Source organism: Bradyrhizobium sp. BRP23 (assembly GCF_020194135.1).
Lineage (GTDB): Bacteria > Pseudomonadota > Alphaproteobacteria > Rhizobiales > Xanthobacteraceae > Bradyrhizobium > Bradyrhizobium yuanmingense.
The window spans coordinates 59,075-77,106 of sequence record NZ_JADYVW010000011.1 but is presented as its reverse complement, the minus strand read 5'-3'; the positions used below and the strand labels follow the sequence as shown (position 1 = coordinate 77,106).

At 63.7% G+C, this 18,032-nt stretch carries 18 protein-coding genes; 2 read left to right on the top strand and 16 right to left on the bottom strand.

The window, feature by feature from the left end; translation table 11 throughout:
* Position 1: 1 nt before the first annotated feature.
* From I6F24_RS27110 to I6F24_RS27075, 8 genes are all read right to left on the bottom strand, one after another.
* Positions 2-1,315, bottom strand: coding sequence for a TRAP transporter large permease subunit (locus I6F24_RS27110; RefSeq protein ID WP_035999234.1), 1,314 nt, complete (start codon positions 1,313-1,315; stop codon positions 2-4).
* Positions 1,316-1,317: 2 nt separating this feature from the next.
* Positions 1,318-1,911, bottom strand: a complete 594-nt coding sequence (locus I6F24_RS27105; protein ID WP_225149692.1) for a TRAP transporter small permease — start codon at positions 1,909-1,911, stop codon at positions 1,318-1,320.
* 158 nt (positions 1,912-2,069) lie between these two features.
* Positions 2,070-2,867, bottom strand: a complete 798-nt coding sequence (locus I6F24_RS27100; RefSeq protein ID WP_225149693.1) for an MBL fold metallo-hydrolase — start codon at positions 2,865-2,867, stop codon at positions 2,070-2,072.
* Positions 2,868-2,880: 13 nt separating this feature from the next.
* On the bottom strand, positions 2,881-3,657 hold the full coding sequence (locus tag I6F24_RS27095) for a TatD family hydrolase (RefSeq protein WP_225149694.1): 777 nt from the start codon (positions 3,655-3,657) through the stop codon (positions 2,881-2,883).
* 13 nt (positions 3,658-3,670) lie between these two features.
* The gene (metG, locus tag I6F24_RS27090; RefSeq protein ID WP_225149695.1) at positions 3,671-5,617 is read right to left on the bottom strand and encodes a methionine--tRNA ligase; all 1,947 of its coding nucleotides are present in this window, start codon (positions 5,615-5,617) and stop codon (positions 3,671-3,673) included.
* Positions 5,618-5,725: 108 nt separating this feature from the next.
* Positions 5,726-6,772 (bottom strand): DNA polymerase III subunit delta', encoded by a 1,047-nt coding sequence (locus I6F24_RS27085; RefSeq protein ID WP_225140893.1) that lies wholly within the window; start codon positions 6,770-6,772, stop codon positions 5,726-5,728.
* Complete coding sequence (gene tmk, locus I6F24_RS27080; protein WP_225149696.1) at positions 6,769-7,455, bottom strand: dTMP kinase; 687 nt, start codon at positions 7,453-7,455, stop codon at positions 6,769-6,771. Before tmk ends, I6F24_RS27085 begins: the two co-directional genes overlap by 4 nt.
* Before the next feature lie 2 nt (positions 7,456-7,457).
* On the bottom strand, positions 7,458-8,720 hold the full coding sequence (locus I6F24_RS27075) for a D-alanyl-D-alanine carboxypeptidase family protein (RefSeq protein ID WP_035999217.1): 1,263 nt from the start codon (positions 8,718-8,720) through the stop codon (positions 7,458-7,460).
* Between the two features lie 154 nt (positions 8,721-8,874).
* Between I6F24_RS27075 and I6F24_RS27070 the strand changes: the two genes are divergently transcribed.
* Complete coding sequence (locus I6F24_RS27070) at positions 8,875-9,831, top strand: alpha/beta hydrolase (RefSeq protein ID WP_225149697.1); 957 nt, start codon at positions 8,875-8,877, stop codon at positions 9,829-9,831.
* Here the strand turns inward: I6F24_RS27070 and I6F24_RS27065 are convergent.
* Entirely contained in the window at positions 9,825-10,751 is a 927-nt protein-coding gene (locus I6F24_RS27065; RefSeq protein WP_225149698.1) for a septal ring lytic transglycosylase RlpA family protein, read from the bottom strand. The two genes, I6F24_RS27070 and I6F24_RS27065, sit on opposite strands and share 7 nt — an antisense overlap.
* Positions 10,752-11,537: 786 nt before the next feature.
* On the opposite strand from I6F24_RS27065, the gene I6F24_RS37655 reads away from it, so the two are divergent.
* On the top strand, positions 11,538-11,666 hold the full coding sequence (locus I6F24_RS37655; RefSeq protein ID WP_260347296.1) for a hypothetical protein: 129 nt from the start codon (positions 11,538-11,540) through the stop codon (positions 11,664-11,666).
* A gap of 33 nt (positions 11,667-11,699) precedes the next feature.
* Here the strand turns inward: I6F24_RS37655 and I6F24_RS27060 are convergent, their stop codons facing one another.
* From I6F24_RS27060 to I6F24_RS27030, 7 genes are all read right to left on the bottom strand, one after another.
* A complete protein-coding gene (locus I6F24_RS27060) occupies positions 11,700-11,990 on the bottom strand; it encodes a hypothetical protein (RefSeq protein WP_128261651.1) in 291 nt (96 codons plus the stop codon).
* Positions 11,991-12,096: 106 nt separating this feature from the next.
* A complete protein-coding gene (locus I6F24_RS27055; RefSeq protein WP_225149699.1) occupies positions 12,097-12,417 on the bottom strand; it encodes a DUF1476 domain-containing protein in 321 nt (106 codons plus the stop codon).
* Positions 12,418-12,629: 212 nt separating this feature from the next.
* Positions 12,630-12,821 carry a hypothetical protein gene (locus tag I6F24_RS27050; protein WP_035999201.1) on the bottom strand — a complete coding sequence of 64 codons (192 nt, stop codon included), beginning with the start codon at positions 12,819-12,821 and terminating at the stop codon, positions 12,630-12,632.
* 167 nt (positions 12,822-12,988) lie between these two features.
* Positions 12,989-13,663, bottom strand: a complete 675-nt coding sequence (locus I6F24_RS27045) for an endonuclease/exonuclease/phosphatase family protein (protein ID WP_057029206.1) — start codon at positions 13,661-13,663, stop codon at positions 12,989-12,991.
* On the bottom strand, positions 13,663-15,819 hold the full coding sequence (locus I6F24_RS27040) for a VTT domain-containing protein (RefSeq protein WP_225149700.1): 2,157 nt from the start codon (positions 15,817-15,819) through the stop codon (positions 13,663-13,665). Before I6F24_RS27040 ends, I6F24_RS27045 begins: the two co-directional genes overlap by 1 nt.
* 67 nt (positions 15,820-15,886) lie before the next feature.
* Positions 15,887-16,183 carry a hypothetical protein gene (locus tag I6F24_RS27035; RefSeq protein ID WP_035999192.1) on the bottom strand — a complete coding sequence of 99 codons (297 nt, stop codon included), beginning with the start codon at positions 16,181-16,183 and terminating at the stop codon, positions 15,887-15,889.
* Between the two features lie 926 nt (positions 16,184-17,109).
* The gene (locus tag I6F24_RS27030) at positions 17,110-18,003 is read right to left on the bottom strand and encodes a hypothetical protein (RefSeq protein WP_225156523.1); all 894 of its coding nucleotides are present in this window, start codon (positions 18,001-18,003) and stop codon (positions 17,110-17,112) included.
* Positions 18,004-18,032 lie beyond the last annotated feature (29 nt).

The window sequence follows — 18,032 nt, the reverse complement described above, 5'->3', positions numbered from 1 at the left end:
CTCAGTCTGGGAAAGCGAGCTTCGGCAGGAACGTCACGATCTGCGGATACTCCGTGATGATGAAGACCGCAGCGAGCAACAGCACGAAGAACGGGAAGGCCGCCCGCGCGACCGTGAACGTATCGCGGCCGCTCATGTTCTGGAGCACGAACAGGTTGAACCCCACCGGCGGCGTGATCTGCGCCATTTCGACGTGGATGATCAGATAGACGCCGAACCAGACCAGGTCGAGGCCGGCTTGCCTGACCATGGGCAGGACGATGACAGCGGTCAGAACGATCATCGAGATGCCGTCGATCAGGCAACCCAGGATGATGTACATGATGCTCAGATACAGCGCCAGCATGCTCGGCGTGAGCTGCTGGCCCTGGACCCAGGTGGCGAGCGCGGCCGGAATCCCCGTATAGGCCATCGCCGCCGTGGTGTAGGCCGCGCCTGCCAGGATCAGCATGATCATGCAGGTCAGGCGCGTCGCGCTCATGATACTCTCGAGGAAGTTCTTGCGCGTGAGCGTGCCGCTCCACCAAGCCAGCAGCAGCGCGCCGGAAACGCCCCAGGCCGCGCATTCCGTCGCCGTCGCAAAGCCGAGAACGAGCGACAGGAACACCGCCAGGATCAGCAGCAGGCAGGGCGCGAGCTTGGCGGACTCGCGCAGCTTCTGCCGGAGCGGCATTGGCGGATCGCGCGGCGGAACCTTTGTCGGGTTGAGCAGCGACCAGATGATGATGTAGCCGGAATAGAGCGCGATCACGAGCAATCCCGGCAGGAAGCCGCCGAGAAACACTTGAAGCACGGAGACGTTCGCCGTGACGGCATAGACCACCATCGGAATCGACGGCGGGATCAGCAGGCCGAGCGTGCCCGAGCCCGCCAGCGATCCGAGGCTCAGGCCCTTGTCATAGCCGCGCTTGTCGAGCTCCGGCAGCGCGATCTTGCCGATCGTCGCGCAGGTCGCCGCCGACGAACCCGACACCGCCGCGAAGATGCCGCAGCCGATCACGTTCACATGTGTCAGCCGTCCCGGCAGCCACTGCACCCAGGGCGACAGGCCGCGGAACATTTCCTCCGACAATTTGGTGCGGAAGAGAATCTCTCCCATCCAGATGAACAACGGCAGGGCCGCCAGCGTCCAGGATGAGCTCGCGCTCCAGGTGGTGGTCGCAAGCACGGTGCCGAGCGGCAGGCTCGTGGTGAGCGCCATCGCCACGAAGCCGACCAGCCCGAGCGAGACCGCGATCCAGACGCCGCTTCCCAGCAGCAGGATCATGACGCCGAGCAGGACGAACGACAGCTCGATCATGCCGAGACTGGCCATGGTCAGCCCCCACCGCCCTGCGAGATGCGTTCGACGAACTCTTCCGGAGTTTCGTCGGGCGAGCCCTTCTCGTAGCTCGGACGGTTGCCGCCGATGACGTTGACCATCTCGTCGATCAGCGCGATCGAGAGGATCACGAGGCCGCCGGCGAAGCCGAGCTGGGGAATCCAGAGCGGAAGCGCGACCACGCCCTGCGCCACGTCGTTGAAGCGCCAGGAATCGTAGGTCATCTGCACAGCATGACGGGTGAAGTAGAGAATGAAGGCAGCGGCAATGCCGAGCGCCACGACCTCCGCGATCTGCTTGGTCCGCCCGTGCACGCGCTCCAGCAACAGGCCGACGCGGATCATCTCTCCGCGCTTGAACGTGTGAGCGAGGCCGAGGAACGCCATCGCCGCCATGCACCAGGACGCAAAATCATCGCCGGCGGGAATGTTGAGCGCAAACTGGCGCCCGACCGACATCACCATCATGATTGCGAAGATCGCGACCAGGAAGACGCCCGCGGCATAGCCCGCGCCGAGATAGAGGAGGTCCAGCGCGCGTCGTACCGGTCCCTGAGTCGCTACATCGTCCTCTGCCAACGCGATCCCCATCCTCACACGATGCGACTCGACGGACCGATAGCATCCGACTGCCGGTCCTGTTTGAATATCGCCCTGCCCAACGCCTGTCTTTCAGACGTTAGATCAACATGATGGGGCCGGTGCAAGCAAGGTCTATGCCGGCTGGCAGGAGAATTTCCACCGCGGGTTTAGCGCGTCTCGAGCCGCAGCCCGTCATAGGCCGGCACCACGCCAGGGGGCAGCGACTGCCGGATAACCTCATAATCGACGTCGGCGGTCATGTTGGTGATGACCGCGCGCTTCGGCTTGAAGCGCTCGATCCAGGACAGCGCGTCGTTGATGCTGAAATGGCTGACATGGCCGGTGTAGCGCAGGCCGTCGACGATCCAGAGATCGAGATTTTCCAGCGCCTCCCAGCTCTCGCGCGGGATATCATTGAGATCAGGCGTGTAGGCCGCATCCCCGATGCGGTAGCCGAGCGCGGGGATGTTGCCGTGCTGCACCAGAAAGGCGGTCATCGTCACCGCGCCGCCCTTCCCCAGAATGGTCTGGCTTTCTCCCGCCTCGATCGAATGCCGCGTCAGGATCGGCGGATAATCGCTGCCCTCGGGCGAGATGAAGCAATAGGAGAACCGCGACAGGATGTCCTTGGCGGTCGACTGGTTGAAATAGGTTGGAATGCGCCGGCGCATGTGCATGACGACCGAGCGCAGATCATCCATGCCGTGGGTCTGGTCGGCATGTTCGTGCGTCAGGAACACCGCGTCGATGTGGTCGACATTGGTCGAGAGCAATTGTTCGCGCAGGTCCGGCGAGGTGTCGATCACGATGCGTGTCGTGCCATGCTCGGACGTCCGTTCGACCAGCAGCGAGCAGCGGCGACGGCGGTTCTTGGGATTGTTGGGATCACAGGCGCCCCAGCCGAGCGCCGGGCGCGGCACGCCGGCGGAGGAGCCGCAGCCCAGGATCGTCAGCGTCAGCGTCATGTGGCTCCCAGTCTCAAGCTTTCACCTTCGAGAACAGGCGGAAGAAGTTTTCGCTGGTCTGGCGCGAGATCTCGTCGAGCGACACGCCGCGCGTCTCGGCGAGCACCTTTGCGACCTCGACCACGTAGGCCGGCTCGTTGCGCTTGCCCCGAAATTTGCCGGGCGCAAGATAGGGCGAGTCTGTTTCGACCAGGATACGATCGGGCGGCAGTTCGGCTGCGATCGCGCGTAAGGTCTCCGATTTCTTGAAGGTCAGGATTCCCGTGAAGCCGATATAGAGCCCGAGCGACACCGCCTTCAGTGCCAGCTCGCGCCCGCCCGTGTAACAATGCAGGACGGCGCGAAACGATCCCTTTGCGGCCTCCTCTTCCAGGATGCGCGCGCAGTCCTCGTCGGCCTCGCGGGTATGGATCACCAGCGGCAGGCCGGTGGTGCGGGCGGCGGCGATGTGGGCGCGAAAGCCCCTCGCCTGCGCCTCCGGCGAGCCGTTGTCGTAGAAATAATCGAGCCCGGCCTCGCCGAGCGCGACGACCTTGGGATGCTTGGTCAGCGCAATCAGCTCATCCGGCGCGATGCCGTCCTCCTCGTCCGCATGATGCGGATGGGTGCCGACCGAGCAATAGACGTCGTCATAGCGCTCCGCGATGGCGAGCAGGTCCTGCAGCCGCCGGACCCGCGTCGAGATCGTGACCATGCGGGCGATCCCGGCGGCTCGCGCCCGCGACACGATACCGTCGAGATCTTCCGCAAAGTCCGGAAAATCCAGATGGCAATGACTGTCGACCAGCATCGTGCGAACGCCTTCAGGCCGCCGGCTCGACGTAGCGCGGGAACGCCGGCATCGGCGCCGGCAGCGTCGAACCGGGCGCGATGCGCTTGGCGCCGCCGAGCATGTCAAAATTGCGCTCGGTTTCGGGGATGCCGAGGCTGTCGAGCAGCTTGCCGGAGGCGGTCGGCATCGCGGGCTGAGCCAGGATCGCAATCTGACGCACGACTTCGGCGGTGATGTAGAGCACCGTCTTCTGCCTGGTCGGATCCGTCTTGGCGAGCGCCCACGGCGCTTCACCCGCAAAATAGCGGTTGGCCTCCGCGACCACGGCCCAGACGGCGTTGAGCCATTGATGAATCTGCTGCGTCGCCATGGCTTCACGCGAGGCCGCGATCATGCCGTCGGCCATCGCCAGGATCGCCTTGTCGTTGTCGCTGAACTCGCCGGGCTCGGGCAGCACGCCGCCGAGCTGTTTTGCGATCATCGACAGCGAGCGCTGCGCGAGATTGCCGAGATCGTTGGCGAGATCGGCGTTGATGCGCGCGACAATCGCCTCGTGATTGTAGTTGCCGTCCTGGCCGAACGGCACCTCACGCAGGAAGAAGTAGCGCAACTGGTCGACGCCGTACTGGTCGGCGAGGTTGAAGGGATCGACAGTGTTGCCGACCGACTTCGACATCTTCTCGCCCCTATTGAACAGGAAGCCGTGGGCATAGACCCGTTTCGGCAGCGGGATGCCCGCCGACAAAAGGAAGGCCGGCCAATACACCGCATGGAAGCGGATGATGTCCTTGCCGATGACGTGCACGTCGGCCGGCCAATAGCGCCAATTCCTGTCGCTCTCATCGGGGAAACCGACGCCGGTAATGTAGTTGGTCAACGCATCGACCCAGACATACATGACGTGCTCTTCGTCGCCGGGCACCTTCACGCCCCAATCGAACGTGGTGCGCGAGATCGAAAGATCGCGCAGGCCGCCCTTGACGAAGCTCACCACCTCGTTCTTGCGCGAGTCCGGCCCGATGAAGTCAGGCTGATCCGCATAGAGCTTGAGCAGCTTGTCCTGGTACTCCGACAAGCGGAAGAAATAGCTCTTCTCCTCCACCCATTCCACCGGCGTGCCCTGCGGCCCCAAGCGCACACCATCGTCGTTCACACGCGTCTCGTCCTCGGCGTAATAGGCCTCGTCACGGACCGAGTACCAGCCCGAATAGGTGTCGGCGTAGATGTCGCCGTTCGCTTCCATGCGGCGCCAGATCTCCTGGCTAGAGCGGTGATGCTGCTCCTCGGTGGTGCGGATGAAGCGGTCGAACGACACGTCCAGGCGCTCGTCCATCTCTCTGAAGCGGCCGGCATTGCGCGTCGCGAGCGCGGCGGTGGACATGCCTTCGCTCGCCGCCGTCTGAATCATCTTCTGACCGTGCTCGTCGGTGCCGGTCAAAAAGAACACATCCTTGCCATCGAGCCGCGCAAAGCGCGCCAGCGCGTCGGTCGCGATCGCCTCATAGGCATGACCGATATGCGGGCTACCGTTGGGATAGGCGATCGCGGTGGTGATGTAGAAGACGTTGTCGCGCGCGGCGGCAACCGCAGGCGCGGCAACCTGCGCAGAAGCGACGGGCTTCGGCGAACGAGGAGCCTTTGGCTTCCGCGCCTTTGGCTTCATAGGCGTCACGACGGGAGCCGGTGCGGCGGTCACGGCAGGCGAAGCTACCTTTTTGGCGACCTTCTTCGCCGGAGCCTTAGCCGGCTTTTTGGCAGCTTTCTTCACCGCCTTCTTGGCGAGGACCTGCTTCTTCGCGGCCTTCTTTGCGGCGCCCTTCGTCACGCTCTTCTTGACGGCAGCCTTCTTGGTCTTCTTGACCTTCTTGGCAGCTTTGGCCGCGCGCGCCTTGACCTTTTTCGCGGCTTTCTTGACGGCCTTCTTCGCAGCCTTCTTGCCGCTCTTGCGTTTGACGGATTTCTTAGCTCGCGTTGCCACCACGAATTCCTTTACCGGCTTCTCGAATTTTGGAAACGGCTCGGCGTTCCGTTATTGTTTTGCGCATGATCTTTCGGAAAATCGCTGCGCACTTTTCCGGATCATGCTTTAGCGCGTTGCGTCCGCGAGCCAGCCGAACACCGAGAAAACCAAGGGCTTTCGCTCCAGATTGTAGGTTTCGGTGTCGCGCGCGGCGCGGACGATCTTTTCCCATACCTCAGCTAGCCGCGCAAGGCGCGGCAGGTTCTGGTTGGCATTGGCCTCATCCGCATGCAGGCGCTCCGCAATCCAGCGGTCGATGCCGTCGATGAAGGCCGCAAGCGCCACGCGGTCGCTGGTGCCGAGCGAATCGCCGAGCGTGTGCAATTCGCGCGGATCGACCTGCGGCAGGCGCGCGAGCAGCGCCGCCGTGCGCTGCTGAAGCTTCAGGGCCTCGCCACCGAGCAACGTCAGCGTCCGTGCGACGCTGCCCTCGGAGGCCTCGGCCGCCTCGCGCAGCGCGGCATCGTTCGGATCGAGCTCAGCCGCCGAAGCGGCGGCGCCGATCACATCGTTCGTGGTGAGCGGCCGCAGGCGCAGCTTGCGGCAGCGCGACTGGATCGTGGCGAGCACCCGCGCGGGCGCGTGGCTCACCAGCAGGAACAGCGATTGCTGCGGCGGCTCCTCCAAGATCTTCAGAAGCGCGTTGGCCGCGTTCGGATTGAGCTCGTCGACGGTGTCGACGATGCAGACGCGCCAGCCTTCGGCCGCGGCGGTCGAGCCGAAGAAACCGATCGTCTCGCGCGTCTCGTCCACGGTGATCACGGTGCGCATCACGCCGCGCTCGTTGGCGGTGCGCTCGAGCGTCAGCAGGCCGCCATGCGAGCCGGCCGCCACCTGCCGCGCCACGGCGTCGTCGTGATCGATCGCAAGGCTTTCGGCGCGCTGCACGGCCGGCGCCAGCGGCTGCGCATGGGTGAGCACGAAGCGCGCCATGCGATAGGCCAGCGTCGCCTTGCCGATCCCCTGTGGCCCGCCGATCAGCCAGGCATGCGGAATGCGTCCGCTGCGATAGGCATCAAGCAGCGCGGCCTCCGCCTCGCGATGGCCGAACAGCTGCGACGTCTCGCGCGGATGCGGTATGGCGGTTTCGCGCTCGGCCTGACGCGGGCTCATACCGACACCACTGACGCAGGCGTTGGCAGCAGGCGCTCGCGCAGCGCCGTCCAGACGCGCGCGGCGACCGTGTCCGGATCGGAATTGGCGTCGATCAGAACGCAGCGCGAGGAATCCTCCGCCGCGATCTTGCGATAGGCTTCGCGGAGGCCCTGGTGGAAGCTGAGCTTCTCAGCCTCAAACCTGTCGGGCGTGCCGCTGCCGCGGCGCGCGGCGGCACGTTGCAGGCCGATCTCGACCGGCAAATCGAGGATGATGGTGAGGTCCGGCTTGAGGTCGCCGATCGTCACCCTTTGCATCGCGTTGATCAGGCCATCGGGCACCTGGCCGAGGCTGCCCTGATACGCCCGCGTCGAATCCGCGAAGCGGTCGCACAGCACCCAGACGCCCTGGCTCAGCGCCGGCTGGATCACGGTGCGGACATGGTCATCGCGCGCGGCGGCAAACAGCAGCGTCTCGGCCTCGGGGCCGAGCAGCTTGCCCATGCCCGACAGCACCAGATGACGCATGATTTCAGCGCCCGGCGAGCCGCCCGGCTCCCGCGTCACGCGGATGCGCAGCTTTGCCGCCTTCAGGCGGTCGGCGAGCTTCTTGATCTGGGTCGACTTGCCCGTGCCCTCGCCGCCTTCAAAGGTGATGAAGCGTCCCCGTCCGGACGGCCGCTGTGCAGCGCTCTCACTCATGATCAGAGCTTCTCGGCGCCTGCGCGGAACATGCCGATCACGAGCTCGCTGGCGCCGTCGATCGCGCGGCGCATGGTCGAGCCGGTGCCGATCGCCTCCGCGGCGTAGACCGGCGTCTCGACCGCGATGTTGCCGCTGCGCCAGACCCTGACCACGCCGACCCGCTGGCCGGCCTCGATCGGCGCGCGCACCGGGCCACTATAGACGATGCGCGCAATCAGCTTGTCGCTGCCGTTCTTGTGCACCATCACCTTCACAGGGGTCTTGGCGATGAGCTTGACCGACCGGCTCTCGCCGCCGAACACCTTGGCGTAGCCGACCGGCTGCTCGGCTGCGATCAGGGTGCGGGTCTCGAAATTGCGAAAACCCCATTCCAGCATCTTCTTGGCTTCCGTGGCGCGGTCCTCGGGATCGTCAAGTCCGTTGACGACGACGATCAGCCGCGTGCCGTTCTGCACGGCGGAGCCCACCATGCCGTAGCCGCCTTCCTTGGTGTAGCCGGTCTTCAGGCCGTCAGCGCCTTCCATCGAATTGAGCAGCGGATTGCGGTTTTGCTGGCGGATCTTGTTCCAGGTGAACTCCTTCTCGCCGAACAGTTTGTAGAATTCGGGGAAGTCCAGGATGATGTGCCGGGCAAGCATGCCGAGCTCGCGCACCGTCATCTTGTTGCCGGGATCGGGCAGACCGCTGGAATTGGCGAAGGTCGACCTGGTCATGCCAAGCTCGCGGGCGCGCTTGGTCATGAAGTCGGCGGCAAAGATCCGCTCATTGCCCGCCATGGCTTCGGCCAGCGCGATGCAGGCGTCGTTGCCGCTCTGGATGATCGCGCCGCGCAGGAGATCGTCGACCGAGACCTTGCTGTTGATGGCGGCGAACATGGTCGAGCCGCCCGAGGGGGCCCCGCCTCTGCGCCAGGCATTCTCGCTGATCCGATACTCGTCGTTCAGCTTGATGTCGCCCTTCTTGATGGCGTTGAAGACGACCTCGGCGGTCATCAGCTTCATCATGCTCGAGGGCGCGCGCAGCTCGTCGGCGTTCTTCTCGAACAGCACGCTGCCCGAGGAGGCTTCGATCAGGATCGCGGTCGGGGCATCGCCGTCGAAGCCGGCATCTTCCGCTTTCTTGCCGCCCTGGACGCTCTGGTTGGCCGCAAGGAGCGCCCCGCCCCAGCCGATGGCCGCTGCCAAAACCGTCGCGATCAGCCCGCGCGCCAGCGTTCCGGCGGTGAGCCGGTTGCGACGAAGCAAAGGAAGACGAAGTGCCATGGCGAAGCCCTGAGAGAGGCGTTCTAACAGCTGGAACAGATGCGAACAACACGCGGTTGGACGCTTGTCGCCGAGATTGCACGATTCTCGCTGCGCCCCTATCGTGACGCCTCATGTTTTTCGACCAAACCCCTGAAACAAGGCGGAAAAGCGAATGCCCTCAACCCGCATGATCAAGGCCAACGGGATCGAGCTTTTCGTCCGCGAAGCCGGCCAGGGACCGCTGGTCGTGCTGTGCCATGGCTGGCCGGAGCTGTCCTATTCCTGGCGCCGCCAGATCCTGCCGCTCGCCGAAGCCGGGTTTCACGTCGTCGCCCCCGACATGCGCGGCTATGGCCAGAGCGCGGCGCCGCTCGACGCGAACGCCTACTCGATCTTCGACACGGTCGGCGACGTGGTCGGCCTGGTCCAGGCCCTCGGCGAGACCAAGGCGATGGTGGTCGGCCATGATTGGGGTGCACCGGTCGCCTGGCACGCGGCGCTGTTCCGGCCGGACATCTTCACGGCGGTCGCGGGCCTGAGCGTGCCGCCGCCGTTCCGGGGCCGCGGCAAGCCGCTCGACCTGCTGCGCCAGGGCGGCGTCACCAACTTCTACTGGCAGTATTTCCAGACGCCCGGCGTCGCCGAGGCCGAGCTCGAGCGTGACGTCGCACGCACCATGCGCATCGTCCTCGGCGGGCGGGGCCTCGCCGATCCCACCGCGGCCATGTTCGTGCAGGAGGGCAAGGGCTTTCTCGGCCACGCGGGCGCCGACGAGCCGCTGCCTGGCTGGCTCAGCGAGGCAGACCTGGCCTATTTCACCGAGGCCTTCCGCAAGTCCGGCTTCCGCGGCGGGCTCAACTGGTATCGCAACATCGACCGCAATTGGGAGCTGACCGCGCCCTGGCAGGACGCGCAGATTCACCAGCCTTCCCTCTTCATCGCAGGCTCGAAGGACGCCGTCATCACCGGCCTGATCGGGGCCAAGCGGGTCAACGAGCTCGAGCGCGTGCTGCCCAATCTGAAGCGGAAGCTGATCATCGAGGGCGCCGGCCATTGGGTGCAGCAGGAGCGGCCCGAAGAGGTGAATGCGGCGCTCGTCACGTTCTTGAAGGAGAGCGCGGCTCAGTAGAGGCCGCGGCCGCTCAGGATGCTGCGGGCCTCGGCGGCGCCATCGGTCGATGCGGCCGCGCTGTCGGCGGCGTAGCGACCGTCCTCGCCATAGGACACCGCGCGGGCGTTCTGGAGCGCCCGGCCCCGGCTGCGGCTCGAAGCCGACATCTCCGAGGTAGCATTGAGCGAAGCCATATCGGCCGAGGTACTGCCGAGATTGTATGGCCGCCCCTCCGGCATCGGGACCTCGCCGCGAATGGCACCGCGGGCCGAGGACGGCAGCTCCGGCACAAACGGCTTGGCCGAGGCGACCCGGACCATCGAGGGCGACGGCGCCGGAACGCCGGTCCGCAGGGTCGCCAGAAGCTGACGGTCGTCGGAGCCTTCGAGCGGCGCGCGGCCGACATATTCGACCCGGACCTTGGCAACGCCGTTCCCTTTGAATTCAAGGAGTTCGGCGGCCTTGTTCGAGACATCGATGAGGCGGTTGCCGTGATAGGGCCCGCGGTCATTGACGCGGACGATCAGCGACTTGCCGTTCGAGACGTTGGTCACCCGCGCATAAGACGGCATCGGCAGGGTCGGATGCGCCGCGGTCAGCGAGGTCATGTCGAACACTTCGCCATTGGCGGTCAGGCGGCCGTGGAAACTGTCGCCGTACCAGGAGGCCATGCCCTCAGCTCGGTAGTTGGCGTCCTCCTCCGGCACGTAAGTCCGGCCCGCCACGACATAGGGCTTGCCGACGCGGTAGGTGCCGCCACCCTTCGGGACCGGATCGCCGAAGGCCACCACCCGCGGGCTCGAGGACACGCCGTATTTCGGGTCGACGCGGCTGGCAAACTTGTTCGAGGAAGCGCAGTTGGCGAGCGCAAGGCAGGTCGCGACCGCCGCAACACCGCGCGCGGCTCGCAAAACCGAATCTGACCGATGGATCCCCATGCGCCCCAAATACCACTTTGCCGGAGGCGTACCCAACCCGCTTTGGCTACGGGAGCGCTGTCCGGTCATCTCATCCGAGGCGGCCCACCACCGTCTCGGAAGCGGTAACGATAACGCAACCCGAACGCGGCGGAAATGGGGAGCCCACGGCGATCACGCCGGGATGGTAAACGAGACGTTCGCATTTTTCCGTTGTTCTACGGGGCGATGGCCCCCGCACTGTGCCAGTGCCGGACAGTCTGTTGCGCCAAATCCTCACTCCACCCCCATTGTCGCGGCGCTCACCGAAATTCTTTTGACTGTGCAAGGCCGCCCGCGTTCTCTCGGATGCGAGGGCAGGATTTGGAATTTAACGATGATCGAGACGGTTTCGGCACTGATGGGTCTGGTAAGCGCGGGGATCTTCCTGGCCCATGCGTTCGAGGGTTACCGCACGAGGGCCTGAAGGCACTCGCGCGGGCGGCAAGCATCACCTCTTTCAAAGCGGCGCGTTCGGACGGTCGATCCACTCGCGCATCGAACACGAGAGCGGCAGGTGTCCCATGCGTAATCATGACCTCGTATCCGATGGCTTCCTGGCCTTGACCGCCGGCGGCTTGGTGCTGCTCTGCTCGAGCCTCGTCGCGCTGGCGTTTGCCTGAACCGCACGTCCTCCTGTCCAACACGGGGTTCTCTCCATTGCGGCGCAGCAGGCGCGGCCGTCCCCGCTCCCATTCAGTTGATTGAATTATTGCGTTCGGCGCCTCGACCAATTGCAAGAGGCCATCACCAACGAGGGTGACGCAAATGCTTGCCGAGAAGTTCTTCCTGGTCTTGGAATCCCTGATCCGCGGCAACCGCACCTATCCGGATGGAAGTCCCCGGGTCATCAGCACCTCCCCGCATGTGCCGGTCAGGCTGCCGTCAGCGAAATAGCCGGCACGTCCGCCGGCCGCCGAAACCCGCCGCTCAGCGCAGGCCCAACAGCGAGCGTCGGTAGAAGCTGCCACGGGCTTCGTTCTGGCAGACGAAGCTGCCGTCGAAGCCCTGGCCATAGCGCTTCTGACCCTTGCGGTAATAAACGCCCTTGCCGAAGTCGAGCCAAACCACCTTGTCGCGCGGGCAATGACGCTGGGCCTGCGCCTCGTAGCGAAACGGCGTCAGCGGTGTCGCCGAGACCTCGGCGCCACCTGCAGCGACCAGCATGGCGCCGGCGCATGCGATTGCGCCGGACCATTTGCCAAAGCTGCCCCGTGACATGCCCCCACCTCCCGCTCGCCGCCGTCTCCGGCGGCCGGCACGGTAGCACGAAACGGCACAGCCCGTGGAAGGCGGCAAGCACGCCGAATGAACGCGGCAGCGGGTGTCATTGCCGGTCCGCTTCGAGCTGCGCCAGCGCCTGGTGCAGACAGTCCTGAAGCCTCTGCGCGACCTGCTCGCGCGCGATCCCCTTGCCTGCGAGATCGCCCGCCACCTTGCCGACCACGTGGTCCATCGTCCGGCTCTCCAGATGGTCCGTCACCAGCGCAGCCGCGTAGCCTGCAGCGGCATCGCCACTGAGCCCGAGCTGGCCTGCGGCCCACAGCCCGAGCAGCTTGTTGGACCGCGCCGTGGCCTTGAACATCAATTCCTCGTCGTGGGCGAATTTGGCTTCAAAGCCCCGCTCGCGCTTGTCGAACGTGGTCATGGTCAGCTCCATTCTGCGTCGCTGATGAGGATCGGACTTGCTGGGAGCGAACGTCTCCATGGTTCAGGTCAGTTTTGGATCATCAGAAGCTTCCTCCCGGAAGCGAAGCGCCGTCAAGCCTGCCGATGGGAAGCGGCATTGGCGGCCGACAATCAAATGCAGGCCGCCAGCAGATACGATTTTTTGGTAATTGCGCGGCTAAGCGCGTTCGCTCAGCCCTTCGCCGCCGCCGCTTCGCGCGCCAGCCGCTCGGCCTTCAGCCGTTCCTTGTTGGCATAGAACGCCTTCTGCGCCGCTTCGTGATCGCGCATGGCCTTCTCCGCCTCGATCCGCCGAGCCGCATCGCGAGCGTGGCGCTGTTCGGGAGTCAGGGGTTTGCGTCGGAAGGAAAGGTCTTCAGTCATGCCAAATGAACGTGGCCGTGAGGAAAAAGTTCCGCATGGTCCCGTTCGAGACCGTCGGCCGGGGGCATAAGTTGTCCGAAAACAACCCCATGCACAGTAGCTAAGTTTCTCTACCACAACGCTTTTCTCAATGAGGGCCAGAGATCCGCGCTCCGTCGCCGGAACCGTCAGATCGCGATGTCCGCGATCACGGGCAAATGGTCGGAATAGGCGCGCGCCGCATGATCGGTCCAGACTTTCTCGATCCGGCTGTCACGCGTTGCGTAGATCCGGTCGAGCCGCATGAGGGGCAAGCGCGATGGGAAAGTCCGCAACCGCGTCCGGTTCGGGCAGGCCTGCGCGAGCACGCGCCGCACCGATTTCACCCAAAACCAATCGTTGAAATCGCCGAGGACGACGGTCCTTTCCGGCTTCACCAGGCTCACCACGGCCTGAGCCTGCGCATAACGCTCGTGGATGCTGAGGCCGAGATGAGTGGCGACCACGCGGACGTCGCCGAAAGGCGTCAGCAATCCCGTCGCGATCGCCCTGCGCGGCTCCCGCTCTCGATACGACACGTCTACGATCTCGGGCACGCTGGAGAACGGAAAGCGGCTCATGAGCATCTGGCCGTAGTCACCGTCCTCCGTGACGATCGACTTGGCATGAACGCGATGATCGCCGACGACGCGCGCCAGCTTCGCGAACGGATCGTCCGACCGCGATCGGGAATCCACCTCCTGGAGCGCGACGACATCCGGCGACCATTTGCGAATGATGGAGCAAACACCTTCCAGATCGAACGTCGGATTGAGATTGAACGTGCCGTGCACGTTCCACGTCATGAAGCGCATCGGCGCCATCAGCGCCTCCCGGCGAGCCACGTCGCGAGGAATTGAGCGCCCGCACAGACGCCGAGCCAGCCCAGAAATGCCAGCGTGAGCAGCAATACGCTGCTCCAGGACGCATTCCTGGCCAGATCGGCGATCTGCGCTCCCAGAACGGCCATGGCGAGAATGCCGGGCATCATGCCCAGCAGCGTTCCAACCAGGAAATCACGGAGCGGCAGCGTGCTCGCGCCAGCCGCGACGTTCACCAGCGAGAATGGTGCGATCGGAATCATCCGGATGACGACGACGGCCAGGATTCCCTTGCCGACAACGCGCTCCTGGATGCGCGCGGCACGGCGTCCCAACAAGCGCTGAAGGCGCTCTCGGCCCAGGAACCGTCCGATCGCAAAAAGGAGGAGCGCGCTGAGCAAGACGCCCGCCATTGCGGTGACGAAGCCCAGCCAGGGCCCCAGGGCGGCGGCGGTCGCAGCAATGAGCACGAGAACCGGAAAGATGACCAGCCCGCCGACGACAAAGGCCGCAATTGCGAATGGCGGTCCCCAAACGGACTGCGAATAGGCAGACAGGAACGACGAGATCCGGCCCGTATCGGCGTAATCGCTGAGGGACGTGTACGACCAGGCCAGCGTCAGTCCAAGAAGTGCCAGCGCGATCGAGGCGATCCCGATGATCGTCTTCGTGCTCCACATGCGCGATGCCGCCCGCTCGAGATGAAGAGGCAGCTCAGGGTCCGCCACCGGCTGAACCAGGGTGGCCAGCGTGCTGGTCAGAACCGAGGACTCCACTTTTCGCAGCGTCTTCGCCCCACCCTTTTTCGACACCTGGTCCAGCAGGGCGAACAGCCGATGCTCGTTTTGCGTGACGGCCTGCTCGTCGAGACCGCAGAAATGAGCGATGAGCCGACGGCGGACCGAGGCGATGAAATCCCGATGCTGCTCGGATTCAGCTTCAAAGATGAGGTCGCATTCGCTGTCGGCCCCCATGGAACGATTGTTCAGATTGGCCGAGCCGATCCGCAAGATCCTGTCATCGACGATCATGAGCTTGCTGTGCACCATCACCGCGGCTTCCTTATTGCCGCTGCGGGAGATCGGATAGACGAAGCGGATGCGATCGGCCACGCCAGCCGCGCTGAAGCAGTCGATGAAGGCGCCACGGCCGTTCTGCATGGCCTGGGACTCAAGCCACGAGGAATGCAGTTTCGGAGCGACGACCAGAACCCGAAGCGACGGCACGCGACACATCTGCTCCGCGAGTTCGTGCGCCATCCTGGTCGCGCTGGTGAATTGATTTTCGATGTACACGAAGCTCGTTGCCGACCGGATCGCCGCAATGAAGGAGCGTTCGACCTCCTTGATGGTCGATCCTGCGGGACAGACCACCTCGGTCCGGGCGATTCCGACCGGCAAGTGCTCGGCCTCGACAGGCACGTTCGCCGGCCAGCGACCGTTCCTCGGTGCGCGCCGTTCATCGGACTGTTGGCCTGCCGCACGCCAGCGTTGCTCCGCGAGGGCGAACAGCTGCTCCGCAGCATCCCCGTCGACCAGGCACTGAACGTCGTGAAACGGTGGATATGGCTTGCGCTGAGGGTCGCAGCGCATGGCATTGTCGGCGCGGTGGTCACTCGTGTCCCAGCGCCGGATCGTCAGATCGAGGCCGCCGACGAACGCCAGTGATCCGTCGACACAGACGATCTTCTGGTGTTGCGCCGAACCGAACGGAAGCGTGGCGTCCAGATGAAACCGGACACGGCCATCGGTATCGGCAGTGAATTTCGCCGCGGAATTCCACTCCCTCTCGGAAGCGTAAAACGAGACGAAGTCCCAGACGAGAATGTTGATGCGCAAGGCGGGCCGGCGCTGCACTAGGGCGCGCAGGAACGGACCAAGCTCCTCAGGCAGGCCATCATCGGCACGTCCGGAATCTCCGACCAGACGCGTCCTGCTATGGATGTCCCATCCGACGATGTAGACGAGATCCTGCGCCTCCAGCAGTGCCTCCCGCAGGGCGGCGAAATAGGCAGCGGCATCATTCAGTACCGCCACGCGCCGCGCCCTGCACCGTCGCCAGACGGTGTCGCCGGGAGTGAGTGTCGATGCGCTCTGAAGCAGGTGGACCTCGCAATTCGCGTTTGCGTCTAAACGCGCTGGAGGCTCAAGGGGTTCCACGCGGTCAACGGCTGCGGTTCGATGCGAATGCCGAATGTCCGGCCCTCTGGGCCCGTCGCACAAGTCGTCATTTGGTGCGGACAAACTTCGCGCCGGCGCTCCTCAACACATCGACAATTTTCTCAGGGGCATCGCCGTGAAAATCGACGGAAACCTCGATCAGGCCTTCCAGCTTCTGCCGTCCCTCCGGTGTGGGCGCTGTCTTGACGTCAGGACCTGCCGCGCGTGTTCCCACGGTGTTCGCGGCGCCGGCGGGCTGGACGAAGACGTCGCCTCGCGGCACGCCGCATTCCTGCACGACATGCTCAACCGCAAGCTCGGCTCCGCGGCGCGTGTCGAATTCTCCAATGATGGTGCTTTCCAAGACTGCTCTCCGTGTGCTCGAGACTGCGAACAACAGGCGAGCCGAGGCCAAGTTCCTGAGGGAGCACGCAAGAGGATGACGGTCGGATCCCAGGCGCTGATGATCAGAACCGAATGAGTCCAAACAGGAAGAGCAGCGCCACCGTGACCAGGCCGGAGATCAGCAGCGAGCCGAGACATCCCAGCCGGTTCGAGAAAAAGAAGAACATGCCTTGCCCGCTGTGAAGCCTGGTGCGGGCTAATCTCTCTAAGTCAGTAGCGTTCCTGCGCAGTTTCGCGTGTCCGTGGCTCTAGCACGCAACGCTTCCTTCCACTGCATTTCAACCAGTCCCGATCCTCCTCTTGAAGACTGGAGATCCAAACGCAACATGGGTCTACGGCACCGCCGCAATCCGTCTCTCCAACATCGCGGGCCGGACTTGAGCGAGGAAGATTGAACAGATCCGTCGGGCTGCGGTGTTAGGAATGGGTCTCGGCCAAATGACCCGAGCGGCACCGGGGCGCCGCCAATCCAGACCTTGGGAGTGACGCGCCGAGGCGCCCCAGTCTTTCCAGCGCAGGCTAGTGCAACACGCGAGCGGCTTCGGCGAGCCGGACCCTTTCTCTCAGCTCCTCGAGCTCCTCGATCGCGTCCAGCAATCTCACCAGCTCGCGGGCAATATGTGTCAAACCGGACTTGGATTGCTTTAAGATACGAACTCGCTGTGCCATCGGTGCACGCCTCCATGGTCGGGCACGTCCAATTGGCAAGGAGCGTGCCAGCCCACGAGGGGAACTTATGGCGATTTCTGGCGGAAGGGGTGTCTTGTCAACCGCGTTGATTTGCCACGCTTTTTTGAGACGGACCCTGCTCCTTGCTACGGTTCACACCCCGGTGTCGTGCTTGCACACAAAGACCGTAGAGTGCGATTAGCCCACAACACGTTCCTAAGGAGCAGGTGCGCCGAGATAGGAATTGATTCGGTCGCGCCAGTTCCATTCGCAAAAGCGCGATAAAATGCACGCACCAGTCCCTATAGTCCAAATGAGCCAAATTCCGGCAACGTACAAAAGAAGCCAGGCGTTGCCTTCTGACCAATGCGGTAGCTCAATAAGGGTTTGGCCCAACCGAAGGGGCAGCTTGCCTTCGATCGGCAAGCCCGCGCCGAGTGCCAAGATAGTGACCGAGAAGAGGATAACAGCCACGTAGAATCGAAATTCGTATTTTCGAATTATTGGATCGCGAGTATGCATTGAGAGCGCAAATATGCGCTTGCTTATTAGGCTTGCTGGATAGACAACCACCGAAGCGATTGCGATCGCTGGACCCATTCGCTTGAGCGCAACATCTAGCAGTTCTGGTAACATGTTAAAATTTTGAATGCCGTACTTGCAAACAAATGCCATGCCGCCCACTGCAAGAAACATTATGACCCCGCGAACGAAGCCATCGCCCTTTTGAAACAGACCGCGGGTTGCGCAAACCGTCGAGTAATATGCATCCAACAGAGACGTACCAATCACGACGCCCGCAATTCGTTTTGGAATAGATGTAGCTTCGTCAGGAACTAGGGATAGAAACAGCAAGATGGCGCCAATGAAAGAGAATACAGCATCGCCAGTAGTGTGAGTTGCTAGGGCATATGCTGCTGCTAGCACCATAGCGGCCGCAGCAAGTAGGCGGACGCGATTTCGGAATCTCTCATTTGGCGGTTTGGGTGATTTTACAGCGGTCCCGTGACCGCCAATCATTTCGGATACTAAGTGTCTCGCTAGGTGGGAGCCATCACTTCCATCATTCATCGCCGCCTCAAGAAACTGTTCGTGAAATTTCGAGTGCACGAGCCGTCTTTTTTCGACGGTTCAATCCC

Excerpts from the sequence above, each read along its gene's own strand:
- I6F24_RS27110 (WP_035999234.1), bottom strand. The coding sequence starts at position 1,315 with ATGGCCAGTCTCGGCATGATCGAGCTGTCGTTCGTCCTGCTCGGCGTC.
- I6F24_RS27105 (WP_225149692.1), bottom strand. The coding sequence starts at position 1,911 with ATGGGGATCGCGTTGGCAGAGGACGATGTAGCGACTCAGGGACCGGTA.
- I6F24_RS27100 (WP_225149693.1), bottom strand. The coding sequence starts at position 2,867 with ATGACGCTGACGCTGACGATCCTGGGCTGCGGCTCCTCCGCCGGCGTG.
- I6F24_RS27095 (WP_225149694.1), bottom strand. The coding sequence starts at position 3,657 with ATGCTGGTCGACAGTCATTGCCATCTGGATTTTCCGGACTTTGCGGAA.
- I6F24_RS27085 (WP_225140893.1), bottom strand. The coding sequence starts at position 6,772 with ATGAGCCCGCGTCAGGCCGAGCGCGAAACCGCCATACCGCATCCGCGC.
- tmk (WP_225149696.1), bottom strand. The coding sequence starts at position 7,455 with ATGAGTGAGAGCGCTGCACAGCGGCCGTCCGGACGGGGACGCTTCATC.
- I6F24_RS27075 (WP_035999217.1), bottom strand. The coding sequence starts at position 8,720 with ATGGCACTTCGTCTTCCTTTGCTTCGTCGCAACCGGCTCACCGCCGGA.
- I6F24_RS27070 (WP_225149697.1), top strand. The coding sequence starts at position 8,875 with ATGCCCTCAACCCGCATGATCAAGGCCAACGGGATCGAGCTTTTCGTC.
- I6F24_RS27065 (WP_225149698.1), bottom strand. The coding sequence starts at position 10,751 with ATGGGGATCCATCGGTCAGATTCGGTTTTGCGAGCCGCGCGCGGTGTT.
- I6F24_RS37655 (WP_260347296.1), top strand. The coding sequence starts at position 11,538 with ATGCTTGCCGAGAAGTTCTTCCTGGTCTTGGAATCCCTGATCCGCGGC.
- I6F24_RS27060 (WP_128261651.1), bottom strand. The coding sequence starts at position 11,990 with ATGTCACGGGGCAGCTTTGGCAAATGGTCCGGCGCAATCGCATGCGCC.
- I6F24_RS27055 (WP_225149699.1), bottom strand. The coding sequence starts at position 12,417 with ATGACCACGTTCGACAAGCGCGAGCGGGGCTTTGAAGCCAAATTCGCC.
- I6F24_RS27050 (WP_035999201.1), bottom strand. The coding sequence starts at position 12,821 with ATGACTGAAGACCTTTCCTTCCGACGCAAACCCCTGACTCCCGAACAG.
- I6F24_RS27045 (WP_057029206.1), bottom strand. The coding sequence starts at position 13,663 with ATGGCGCCGATGCGCTTCATGACGTGGAACGTGCACGGCACGTTCAAT.